A 13047-nucleotide genomic window follows, 5' to 3' on the forward strand; every position below is an offset into this window, starting at 1 on the left:
CGAAAGTTTTTCAATCAGACTTTTTATTAGCCCAATAATTCCTTATATTACTGGTGCTTTATATAGTGATACGATTTTTCGAAAAAAGTACATAAAATCTAACAATCTATGTAAAGCAAAAAAAAGAAAAATCAGTACACTGGTTAGACACGATAATAAAATATCAGGTCTTATTTAACAGACCTCTGCAACACGTTCCTAGGGATAGAAAAATGAAGTACTCTGGTTTAAAGAAAAGTGGTATACCACTTATTATCATTGTTGTTGCGTTCGTTGCCGCAGCAATTATGATCAGCGCGAAAAAGCCACCTGAACAAGTTCCCGTTGAGATACCAGCCTTTTTGGTAGACGCCCAAGAGGTATCTCCTGAGTCTATTAGTTTTGTCGTCAGTTCACAGGGCAATGTTGTCCCAAAACATCAGACTGCGTTGAGTGCTCAGGTAAGTGGACAGGTCGTCTCTCTATCTGACCATTTTGTGGTAGGGGGCACGTTTAAAAAAGGTGATGTGCTTGCGGTGCTAGAGCAAGATGATTACATGACCGATATGAAGCTTGCTGAGGCTGAGCTTGCCCAAGCACAAGCTGCACTGGAAGAGGAAATTGCACAAGGGAAAGTTGCCGAACAAGAATGGCGTTCAGTACGCAACTCAACGCCCCCCGAGCTGGGGTTGCGCAAACCGCAACTGGCAAAAGAGCAAGCAAATGTAAAAGCTTCCGAAGCAAAATTAGAACGTGCAAGACGTAACTTGGAGCGCACTAAAATAAAAGCGCCTTACAACGGTATTGTGGTTGAGCGAAATATCGATTTAGGTCAGTTTGTAGCAATGGGAACGCCAATTGGTATGGTATATTCAACGGATACCGCTGAAGTAAGATTGCCAATTACCGATGGCGACCTGAGGTTTATCAACATTGCCGACCAATCATCAGACGGTGCAGAAGTTACGTTGCGAGCCACGGTAGGCGGTGCAAAACGCAGTTGGGGTGGGCGCTTGGTTCGCTCTGAAGGTATTTTAGATACCGGAAGTCGCGTCGTTTTTGCCGTCGTTGAAGTATCGCTACCATATCAAATAAATGATGAAAAAGACTCTCCACTCCGATTTGGACAATTTGTTGAAGCCGAGATTACCTCAGGCAGAGACGAAAGCTTAATCGTACTTCCTCGCAATATTCTTCGTTTAGATAATACCGTGCTGACGGTAAATGAAAATCGCGAGCTTGAAATTGTTCCTGTTGATGTAACACGTACCACGGCTGAAGACGTGTTTATCAGCGGCGGTATCGACGAAGGCACGCTGGTAGTGACAAGTGCAGTTCCTAACCCTTATAACGGAATGAAAGTTCGTTTACCAGGCGACGAAATAGTGTTAGCTGAAGAAGCTGAACTAGACAACAATACTGACAAGAGTTCAGAAAAAGAACAGATTAATACTGAGACGTCAGAAGGTGGCAACGAATGAGTCGTGTAGATACCCATGGTGGTTTAATCTCTTGGTTTGCACGCAACAACGTAGCCGCTAACTTATTGATGTGGCTATTGGTCGTTGGTGGCTTATTTGGTGCATTTTCCATTCAAAAACAAGTGTTTCCAAGTTTCGAAATTGATGTAGTCAATGTTCGAGTTCCTTATTTGGGCGCAGCGCCACAAGAAGTGGAAGAGGGCGTACTGCTTAAAATAGAAGAAGCCGTAAAAGAGCTTGAGGGAATTAAGCAGCTTAACGCTACCGCCGTTGAAGGTATGGGGACTGTCAGTATTCAAGTGGAAGAGGGCTACGACGTTAAGTCTTTGCTCGATGAAATTAAGGTACAGGTTGATGCAATCCCCAGCTTTCCTGCCGATACGGAAAAGCCGGTTATATATCGACAAAAGATTCAGCAAGACGTTATCTGGGTCTCGGTGTATGGCGATGCCAGCGAGCGAGAATTAAAAGAGTTTGCCAAAGACCTTCGCGATGATATTGCAAACCTTCCGGGTATTTCGAGTGTTCAGGTGGTGGGCGCTCGCGATTATGAGATTTCAATTGAGTTATCTGAGTCTGATCTGCAAAAGTATAATCTTACCTTCGCTGATGTTGTGGCCCGCCTTAGCCAGTCAAGTATCGATTTGCCAGGCGGCTCAATTAGAACTGAAAACGGTGACATTTTATTAAGAACAAAAGGTCAGGCGTACACGGGTTGGGATTTTTCACAAATTATCTTAGTGTCAAACAGCAATGGCACGCGTGTAACACTTGGTGACGTTGCCTATATCAATGATGGCTTTATTGAGAATAATCAGTACGCCCTGTTTGACGGAAAAGATGCTGTAAGCTTGCGCGTAAGAGCAGTGGGCGACCAAAATGCTCTAGAAATTTCTGAGCAAGTTAATCAATACATCGATACAGCGAAAGAAACGTTCCCAGCGCATATTACGGCAGACACATGGGGAGATAGCTCGTTTTACCTCGCTGATAGATTAAACATGATGCTCGAAAATATGTTTTTCGGTGCATTATTAGTGTTTTTAGTGCTGTCACTGTTTCTCAAAATTAAACTGGCCTTTTGGGTGATAGTTGGCCTACCAGTCTGCTTTTTAGGCACATTACTGGTTATGCCATTAGACATGATCGGCGTGTCTATCAATATGTTAAGTTTATTCGCCTTTATACTTGTGCTGGGAATTGTGGTAGATGACGCCATTATTATGGGGGAGTCTGCCTACTCCGAAATAGACGCGAAGGGCCATAGCGCCGAAAATGTTATTGCTGGGGTTAAAAAGGTAGCAATGCCAGCCACCTTTGGGGTGTTAACAACCATTGCTGCATTTTCACCAATGCTGATGGTGTCTGGACCCTTTGGCATCATATGGAAAACCATCGGTATGGTGGTTATTGTGTGTCTTGTCTTCTCTCTAATAGAGTCGAAACTCATATTACCCGCGCATTTAGTGCACATGAAACTCAAGCCGTACGACCCAGCGAAAGCAAATAAGTTTCAGCGCTTTAGAGACTTTTTTAGCGAAGGCATCAAGAGGTTTATTCACAATACCTATGCTCCATTTTTGGCTAAGGCCGTGAGAAACCGCTATACCACCGTAGCCACTTTCCTAGCCATGCTTATTCTAACGGTTGGTTTATTTGGCGGCGGGATTGTGCGGTTTGTATTTTTCCCCAGTATTCCAAGCGACTTTATGTCGGCAAGCTTTGAATTAGAGCCGGGCTCGTCTATTGCTCAGCGCGACCGCGTGCTCGATACCCTTCGAGATGCCATGGGTAGAATGGACAAAAAGATTGAAGAAGAAACGGGCACTAACGTTATTAAACACGCCATGACCTTCAATAACGGAAACTTGGGTGGTGAAATTTTTGCAGAGCTCACCAAAGGGGAAACTCGCACACTGTCAGACTTTGATATTCAAGATCGCTGGCGGGAAGAAGTACCAGAGATCCCCGGTGTGAAAACCTTTAGCATTAGCTCGCCAGGTGGGCCAGGCGGTGGTGCAGACCTCAGTTTTGAATTTAGTTCTAGCGACATTAATGCGCTTCGCGCCATTACGGATGAAATAAAAGAAGTTCTTGATACCTACGAAGGCGTTACCGACATTAACGATACGTTCTCTGGTGGTAGCGATGAAATTCAGCTGGCGCTTAAGCCACAAGCGGATGCCCTTGGCATTACGTTGCAGCAGTTAGGGCAACAAGTTCGCTTTGGTTTTTACGGCGCGCAGGTACAGCGTATTCAGCGTGACGATGAAGAAATTAAAGTGATGGTGCGCTATCCAAAATCTGAACGCAGCTCTATTGAGCACCTTGAAAATATGCGCGTGCGAGCGCCAAACGGCCAAGAAATTCCTTTTGAGCAAGTTGCGACCTTCAATTTAGGTCAAGGCTTCGACTCTATCATTCGCGTTGACGGTAAACGCTCGGTTACCATTACAGGTGTAGTGGATAAGGCCTTAATGGACCCGTCAGAGGTGACGTATGATGTTGTAGATAACATTATACCAGACTTACTTGCTCGCTATCCCAACGTTGAATTTAAACTACAGGGTAACTCGAAAGAACAAGCAGATGCTATTTTCAGTTTGATGCAAGGACTGCTGTTTGCTCTGTTTGCCATTTATGCCCTGTTGGCCATTCCGCTTCGCTCTTACAGTCAGCCGCTTATTATTATGTCGGTAATACCGTTTGGCGTGGTGGGTGCCATTATTGGTCACTTGGTGCTTGGTATGGCGGTAAGCGTGCTGTCCATCTGCGGAATTATCGCGCTGTCGGGGGTTGTGGTAAACGACAGCCTCATTATGGTTGATTTTGTTAACCGGGCACGTAAGGAAGGACTGTCGTTAATGGATGCCGCCATAAGTGCTGGTACGCAGCGCTTTAGGGCCATTATCCTGACTTCACTGACTACCTTTATGGGCCTGATGCCTATCGTATTTGAACGCAGCTTACAGGCGCAAATTGTAATACCAATGGCCATTTCACTGGCGTTCGGTATTTTGTTTGCCACTGTCATTACACTGCTTCTTGTTCCGGCGCTTTACTTAATTCTTAACGACATAAGAATGATTTTTAAGGGTAAGAATAGCGGGGCAAACAGCAATTCTGAAATTGAAAATGCAGGCTGATCTTAAAATAGCCGAGTTTTTAAGGAGAGTAATTTGAAAATTAAAATAATGCGTTCATTTGCTGTGGTGCTTGCGGCCGGTGCTGCGGTTGCCTGTAACTCGGCGTACCAATCTGATTCGGCCTCAAAAGAAGGCGCAGACATCTTCAGCCCAAGCGCACAAGAAGTAAGCGTTCAAGATACAGGCACTTCTATAAAGCAGCCTACGCTGTCTGTTACATCGGGGGCTTACCCAACAACAAAAACGGTTGCTCAAGTAGACAACTATCATGGGGTAAGTGTCAACGACCCTTACCGATGGTTAGAAGCGCAGAATACACCTGAAGTAAAAGCGTGGGTTGATGCGCAAAATGCGTTAGCTAAACCGCTGTTAAGTGCGCTTCCATCTCACAAGCGTTATAAAGAGCGCCTAACTGCGCTTTGGGATTACGAGAAGTACTCTACACCTTATATGGTTAATTCGACGGTGTTTTATACGTACAACAACGGACTACAGAATCAGTACGTCATGTATGTGTCTGGTGATGTGGAAGGAGAATTTGAAGTACTTATCGATCCTAACACGCTAAGTGACGATGGCACCGTGTCTATGGCCTCTACCGAGGTGAGCCCCCAAGCAAGTTATCTTGCCTATACACTGTCTGACGGCGGCAGCGATTGGAAAACAGTGCACGTACGAGATGTGAGTACAAAGCAAGACGTTAACGATATCTTAAGCGGTGTGAAATTCACTAACATCGCTTGGTTGCCTGACGAAACGGGTTTTTACTATTCTCGCTACCCAAAAGATGAAAACGGTGAGTATGACGATAGCCAAACCGTTTCAATTTACTTTCATGAATTGGGCACTGAGCAGGGCGAAGACAAGCTTGTATTTAAGTTTGATGATAAACCAACATGGAACCCGTATCCTGAGGTAATTCAAGATGGCGAAACGCTGCTTATTTCTGTATTCGAAGGCTATCAGTCAAATGGTGTCTATGCGAAATCCCTTACCGAAGAAGGGCCTCTGGTACCAATTTTTGATAAATGGGATGGCAGGTACGAGCTAATCGGTGAAGAAGGCAACATGCTCTTTTTCTCATCTACTGAAAACGCACCTACCGGAAAGGTAATTCAAGTTTCCCTAACGGATAGCCCGGCAAGCGATACGTCATCAACGGGCAAAGTCGTCGGTGATAGAACCACCATCATTCAAAGTAGTGATGCAACGCTTAGCGATGTTTCTCTGTTTGGCGACAAACTGTTTGTACAGTACTTAAAAGACGTAAAAGCACACGTTGTTGTGTTTGACACCAAAGGCAATAAGTTAAAGGAATTAGCGTTTTCAGATATTGGTAATGTATCGGGCTTTAATGGCAGTAAAAATGCAAACTCGACATTTTATAAGCTGACCGGTTTTACAAACCCTGGGCAGGTTTTTAAATACGATTTAAACACCGGAACAAGCTCTGTTTTTAAAACCATTGAAACTGGCGTCAATTACGACAACTACGTGACCAAGCAAGTGTTCTATACCAGTAAAGATGGCACCCAAGTACCTATGTTTATTGTGCATAAAAAAGGCATAGAACTCGACGGCAATAACAAAACATTATTGTACGGGTATGGCGGTTTTAATATTTCTTTACTGCCTAGCTACTCTATTTCTCGCATGGTGTGGGTAGAGCAGGGTAACGTGCTCGCTGTCGCGAACATTCGTGGTGGGGGGGAATACGGCGAGCAATGGCATCAAGCTGGCACTAAATTAAACAAGCAGAACGTGTTTGATGATTTTATATCAGGGGCAAATTTTCTGATTGATAAAGGCTATACATCAAGTGAAAAGCTGGCGGTGCAGGGCGGTTCAAATGGAGGCTTATTGGTTGGTGCTGTTATCACTCAACGGCCGGATTTGTTTGCTGCAGCCTTACCGGCAGTGGGCGTGTTAGACATGCTGCGCTACCATACGCCAAGCGCGAATGCTCGGGCATGGTCTTCAGACTATGGATTGAGTGAAGACAAAGAACAGTTTGAAGCGCTTTATGCTTATTCGCCGTTACACAACACAAAAGCAGGCACGTGTTACCCCGCGACTATGGTAACCACAGGCGACCACGACGATAGGGTTGTCCCTTGGCACAGTTATAAATTTGCTGCACAGCTTCAAGCCGCCCAAGGTTGTGATAACCCCATACTGCTAAAAGTTGAGACCAGAGCAGGTCATGGTGCTGGCACACCCACATGGATGCGTATTCAGGGCTATGCCGACCAATGGGCTTTTCTAGAAGCTGCTTTGCACTAGGTTTTATGCCCTAATGACCAACTAAAATTCACCTATTTTACTCTATATTAAGAAGTCGCTCTTATGAGCGGCTTTTTTTGTTTGCATTTCGTACAAAGATAAATATACTGTATATATACAGTGTGGTTTAAAATGATTCGAGTTAAAATGGCGTCACTCTTTCTTACTACTGCAACCATGTAGAAAAACTAGGTAGAAAGCGTGTTCCGATGATGATTAAGCTTTGGCAGGAGAGACGATATGCAAACAGGTATTAAGTCAGTAGATACGTTAATTACTAAATATGGCATTTTAGTGAGTCCTGGTGCAGATGAATTTCAACGTCGAGTGCGATTGACTGGCGGTGACGAAAGAGCAAACAGCTTACCGTTTTGCATGTACCAAAAAGTAGCGCATGCGCCGTTATCGAAGTGTTTTAATGTTCACCACTTCTACTTGCCTTCACACAAGGGAAAGCTGGCGAGTTTTTTGTTTGACGAAAAGGGTAACCTTATAGAACAGGTTTACTATCAACGTGTGGCGCGTTGGGTGAAAGTATGCAGAAAGTTAGAACAGTTAGTAAGGCGCGCTAAGCAAGACGTTCAGTTAGCGGCATAATTGGATAACTGGAAAAAGAGCTATTTGATAGTAATATTGGTACATAAAAAAGCGGTAGCTGCAATGCAAGCTACCGCTTTATTTTTTATAGATTGCGAAATAAGGTTTTAGTAAAAACTTTTTCTGAATTCGATACCGAAAACACGAGGCTGGTTATCGATAGCAGTCAAGTTGTTAAAGTCGATTGCTCCTCGAAGGTTCTCTTCATCAGTGATGTTTCGACCAAATAAAGCCACGGTGTACTCATGGTCAAAATTCTCATACCCTAAACGAAGACCACCCTCAAATTGACTGTCTGTTTGGAATTCAATAGCGTCATAAAGGAAGATATTTGTTTGGCCTTGCCATGCCCAATCAGTAAAGGCAAAGAGCTCACCGGAATCGCCCATTGGGATTGAGTATCGCGCTGTGAATACAAATGTTTGCTCAGGTGCTTGTGGGAATGGGTTGCCGTCAACTACGGCTAAGCCACCGACAAGCTCATCAGTGACAGTACACTGGCCTGAGCCACAAGGTGCAACGCGTAGGTTCGGATCGTCAATTTCCGTGTCGTTAAAGCTGTAGCCTGCCGTCAACAAAATATTATCAGTTGCCAGCCACTTAACGTCAAATTCAAATCCTTTACCAGTGCCTTTATCAGCATTGATAAGTTGAGTCAGGTTATCTGTACCGCCAATTGCAGTAAACTGCATATCGTCGATACTATAATAGTAAACGGAACCATTGAAGCGCAAAGTGTCGTCGAGTAGATCTGCTTTAAAACCAATCTCGAAAGAATCCATCACTTCTGATTCAGCTACAGATGGTGCAGACCCAAACGCTACATCTCTTCCCTGAATGGAAGGGCCACGGAAGCCATGGGCGTAACGAGCATACACACTCACTTCACTGTTTAATTTGTGATTAAGGCTTAAGTCACCGCTGATTCGTTGATCATCAACCGTAATGGGAGCAAAAGGCACAGATGCAGTACCATTGGTGTCAATTAGCGTCTTTTCGTCGTCGGTGTACCGGATACCTGCAACAAGCGTAGTAGCATCAGAAACTTTATATTCAGCTTGACCAAATATAGCCCACAATGAACTCTCATGAGTTACTGTAGCAATAGTAAAACCTGGGTCAGTCGTAACGTCAAATTCTGATTCAAATAGGAAAACACCTGTTTGCCAAGTAAAGTTACCTTTATCACTGCTTGCTAATCGAAGTTCTTGCGTGACCTGTTGAAGATTATCAAGAAGGTCTGTTGTGTCAGAAGCAAAAGGTATAAAACCAGGGAATGATGTGACTGGTGTATCACCAATACCATCAAAGTCTGAGTCTGCAAGGTAGTCAGCAGAAGTGATTCCGCCAGGAATCTCAGTACCTTGTGGGGCAATCGCGCCACCATCGACATCACCACGACTGCTACCATCTGCTTGTTCGTATGATGTGATTGACGTAAGAGTCATACCGTCTTTTAAGAAGAAGTCTAGCGTTAGTGAGATGCCTTCATTTGTATATTTCTGACGATTTCCAGCCCCACCATCATAGTAAACTGTATCGCGATCGTAGTTTTGATTGAATTCATTCGAGCCAGTAGTAAGTGCATTACCTCTGAATATCGTTGATGTGCCATCAAGGTCTCGGCCGTGAACAGAAAGTAACGCAGTCATATCGAAGCTAGTTGGTTCCCATAAAAGCTGACCTCGCCAAGCTAACTCTTCATATTCGCCCAGTGAATCTGATTCGCCTGTAAAACCATTATCAATCCAGTTATCTCTGTTTTGAGAAAGTACTGAAAAACGACCTGACAATTCATCAGTGAGGCCACCGCCTATCGCTGCTTCTGCGTTGAATGTACCCAAGTTACCCACACTTACTTCAGTGAACGCTTCAAAATCTTGAGTAGGCTTGTTTGACTCAAACTTAACGATACCTGCTGTGGTGTTTCGGCCGAAAAGCGTCCCTTGTGGCCCGCGAAGTACCTCAACTTGCGATACGTCGAAAAGTGGGAAGCTCTTAAGGATTACGTTTTCTTTAACAACCCCATCCATCATGATTGCAACAGGCTGAGATGCTGCTAAGTCGAAGTCGGTATTACCAAGACCGCGAATGTAAAAACGCGGGGCAACACGACCGTTTGATGATTCTGCATAGAGGCCAGGTACGCGTGTTGCTAATTCAAGAATATCACCGCCACCTGAGAAGAGGCTCTCAAATTGTTCGCCACTGAGAGTGGATATTGAGATAGGAACTTCCTGAATAGACTGCGTGCGTTTTTGCGCAGTTACAGTAATCTTTTCAAGTGCTGATTCTTTTTTTTCAGTCGTAGTAGTTTCTTGACCAAGTGCCGAAGCACTGAAAGCTGCGCTAACAGCTAACGCCAATGAAGCGATTTTATATGAACTCATTTTTTTCACCAAGATGATTGTGTCAGTTGCTTTGTAGTGTTGTGCGCTTGTTGTTTTTGTATTTACGCAGCGAGCGCGAGTTTACCTAAATTAATAAGAAAATGCTGTAGTTTTTAGCGAAATTACCAGTAATTTACACATAGATAAAGCAGAATAAAGCGGCTAATTACGCTTAAACTTGGCCCTATACTGGGAGGGCGAAAGGCCCGTGATTTTTTTAAATAAACGGGTAAAAGAGCTTAAATCTTCGTAACCCACAGCATTAATAATCTTCTCCAAAGAAATTGCGGTGGTTTCTAATAGCTTGCGAGCCTGCTCTATTCTCAACGATTGAAGATATTGCCCAGGCGTTGTGCCGCAGGCAAGCTTGAAACGCCTAGTTAATGTGCGCTCGGTCATGTTATGGGTAGTTGCTAACGCACTCACAGAAATCGTGTCGGCGAGATGCTCTTCTATAAATGACTGTACCGCCATAATATCTTCATCAGAATGAAAACGGCGTTGCCGACTGCTTGCATAGGCAGTTTGATTGGTTCTAGAGAAATCGAGAACGTGGGATTTTGCGGTGTCGCTGGCAATCTGATGGCCGCAGTATCTTTCTATAAGCAAGATCGCTAAATCTATCCACGCCATACCGCCACCCGCACAATAAATATTATCCTGCTCCGTCACCATTTTTTCAGGTTGTAAATCTACGTTGTGATATCGCTGTGTAAACTTATCGGCGTAGCCCCAATGGGTGGTTGCTACTTTATTATCGAGTAAGCCCGTCTCTGCTAATAAAAAGGTGCCGGTGCAGTTAGCCGCAATATCAGCGCCTATTTTTTGTAAGCGTTTTATATGCACCAGCTGTGACTGATTTTCAGTAAGTACGGCGTCAATATCCCCACCTATAGTGGGGATAAGCAATATATCGGTATGACTCACATCTTCTATGGCAATATTTGGAGTGAGAGTAAGCTGATTTGAACAATGAAAAGGCTGTCCATGGGCGCTCGCAAGCTGAACCTTAAACTTCTGTGAAGTGGGCAGGTTGTGAATTCGCTGCCAACTAATTCCCGCAAAAGCGAATACATCAAGTGCCCCGGTAATCGCCGAGGCGAGGGCGTGATTAAAACCAAAAACGGTGACGGTAAACGGGGCGTTATTCATACAACTCATTCATGAAGATAATGCGACTTATGATATTTAATTAGTTTAAATGATTGATGGCTGTTTTGACCATTATTGTGTCATTAATGACAATAATGGCACGATAACGAATATGACACAATGCATTAACAATTATTCGTGGAGATGAACATGGCCGATCAAATTATTCCCCGTAGAGAAATGCAGTTTCAGTTATACGAAGTGCTAGACACAGAAGCACTTTGTTCAAAAGCACGCTTTGAAGATCATAACGTAGAAACATTTAATGCTGTAGTCGACATGGCAGAAAAAATGGCGGAAGAACTTTTTCTTCCCCATAACGCTATTGCAGATAAAAACGAGCCTACGTTTGACGGCAAAAAAGTCACCATGATTGACGATGTCAAAGTGGCCTTTGATACCTACAGAGAATCGGGCTTTATCGCCGGACATTTTGATTATGAAGACGGCGGTATGCAGCTCCCTGTTACCGTAATGAATGCGTGTGCCGGTTATTTCCTCGCGGCAAACCCATCAACCACATCGTACCCGTTCTTAACCGCGGCAGCGGCAAACGTAATTAAGCATTTTGCCTCAGACGATATCAAAAATGCGTTTTTACCTAAAATGCTCACCGGTGATTTTACTGGCACGATGGCGTTGACAGAACCCCATGCAGGCTCTGCACTTGCAGACATCCGCACCACAGCGAAGCCTCAAGAAGACGGTAGCTATCGGGTAAAAGGCAGTAAAATTTATATATCAGGCGGTGAACACGAACTTTCAGACAACATTGTTCACCTTGTACTGGCAAAAATTCCTGGTGGCCCTGCTGGTGTCAAAGGGATTTCACTTATCGCAGTGCCTAAGTTTCGATTAGACGCAGAGGGCAACCCGAGTGAGCGAAATGATGTGTCACTCGCTGGCCTAATCCATAAAATGGGTTATCGCGGCACTACATCAACGGCGCTTACGTTTGGTGATAACGATGATTGTCACGGCTATTTAATTGGCGAACCTCATCAAGGCTTGCGCTATATGTTCATGATGATGAACGAAGCGCGAATTGGGGTTGGCTATGGTGCTGCCATGATTGGCTATCGCGGATATCGGTACTCTCTCGATTATGCAAAAGACAGAACCCAAGGCCGTGCTGCTCCGAACTTGGCGCCTGAAGATGATCCAACGCCAATCATTAATCATGGCGATGTTCGCCGTATGTTGCTAGCGCAAAAGTCGTATTGCGAAGGTGGTATGTCTCTTTGCCTTTACGGCAGCATGTTGATAGACGAGCTTGAAACAGAACAAGATGAAGCCAAGCGTACCGAGCTTTCTCAACTGCTCGATTTGCTGACACCTGTATTTAAAGCTTGGCCGTCAGAGTTTGGCCCTAAAGCCAATGACTTGGCCATACAAGTATTAGGTGGCGCAGGGTACACCCGTGAATATCCAGTAGAGCAGTGCTGGCGTGATAACCGTTTAAACCCTATCCATGAGGGAACGAACGGCATTCAGGCTCTCGATCTGCTTGGCAGAAAGCTATGGCAACATGAAGGAAAAGGCCTTCAAGTGCTTCTTTCTCGCGTAACCGGTGATATGAAGCGAGCGGAAACACCCCGTGCTCAAGCCATTGCTAAAAAACTTAAGCCTTACCTCGATAAGCTAGGGGAGTTAATCCAGCAAGCGGCTGGCGACTTGCGTTCAGACAAACAGTCGGTACTACTCACTAACGCAAGCTGCTTCCTTAACGTGTTTTCTAGTTGTGTGGTTAGCTGGATTTGGTTGCGCCAAGCCAATGTGGCAGAGCAGGCGTTAACTCAAGGGGCTAAAGGCCAAGACGTAGATTTTTATGAAGGCAAGCTTGCCGCCGCGGAATACTTTTTAAACTGGGAATTACCGCTAGTGCAAAGAGACATCGACGTATTGTCTTCACATGACACAACCTGCGATAGCGTAAAAGCAGCCTATTTCTGAGAAAACTAGAATGTGCTTCACAACCAATTAATGCAGTGAAGCACAAGTATCGCGAATAAAACGTGG

The 13047-nt window shown here is 44.6% G+C and carries 7 protein-coding genes; 5 read left to right on the forward strand and 2 right to left on the reverse strand.

Features of this window, described 5'->3' with window-relative positions:
* Positions 1-212 precede the first annotated feature (212 nt).
* From ACOJR9_RS08735 to ACOJR9_RS08750, 4 genes are all read left to right on the forward strand, one after another.
* Positions 213-1460 carry an efflux RND transporter periplasmic adaptor subunit gene (locus ACOJR9_RS08735; RefSeq protein WP_420935884.1) on the forward strand — a complete coding sequence of 416 codons (1248 nt, stop codon included), beginning with the start codon at positions 213-215 and terminating at the stop codon, positions 1458-1460.
* The gene (locus ACOJR9_RS08740) at positions 1457-4606 is read left to right on the forward strand and encodes an efflux RND transporter permease subunit (protein ID WP_420935885.1); all 3150 of its coding nucleotides are present in this window, start codon (positions 1457-1459) and stop codon (positions 4604-4606) included. The genes ACOJR9_RS08735 and ACOJR9_RS08740 overlap by 4 nt, the downstream gene beginning before the upstream one ends.
* Positions 4607-4639: 33 nt before the next feature.
* Complete coding sequence (locus tag ACOJR9_RS08745) at positions 4640-6889, forward strand: prolyl oligopeptidase family serine peptidase (protein WP_420935886.1); 2250 nt, start codon at positions 4640-4642, stop codon at positions 6887-6889.
* A gap of 240 nt (positions 6890-7129) precedes the next feature.
* The gene (locus tag ACOJR9_RS08750) at positions 7130-7486 is read left to right on the forward strand and encodes a hypothetical protein (RefSeq protein WP_420935887.1); all 357 of its coding nucleotides are present in this window, start codon (positions 7130-7132) and stop codon (positions 7484-7486) included.
* Positions 7487-7593: 107 nt separating this feature from the next.
* On the opposite strand, the gene ACOJR9_RS08755 is transcribed toward ACOJR9_RS08750, so the two are convergent.
* Positions 7594-9876, reverse strand: a complete 2283-nt coding sequence (locus ACOJR9_RS08755) for a TonB-dependent receptor (protein ID WP_420935888.1) — start codon at positions 9874-9876, stop codon at positions 7594-7596.
* Between the two features lie 162 nt (positions 9877-10038).
* On the reverse strand, positions 10039-11028 hold the full coding sequence (locus ACOJR9_RS08760; RefSeq protein ID WP_420935889.1) for a GlxA family transcriptional regulator: 990 nt from the start codon (positions 11026-11028) through the stop codon (positions 10039-10041).
* A 150-nt stretch (positions 11029-11178) separates the two neighbouring features.
* On the opposite strand from ACOJR9_RS08760, the gene ACOJR9_RS08765 reads away from it, so the two are divergent.
* Positions 11179-12981, forward strand: coding sequence for an acyl-CoA dehydrogenase (locus ACOJR9_RS08765; RefSeq protein ID WP_420935890.1), 1803 nt, complete (start codon positions 11179-11181; stop codon positions 12979-12981).
* Positions 12982-13047 lie beyond the last annotated feature (66 nt).

The organism is Alteromonas ulvae, from assembly GCF_048987005.1.
Lineage (GTDB): Bacteria > Pseudomonadota > Gammaproteobacteria > Enterobacterales > Alteromonadaceae > Alteromonas.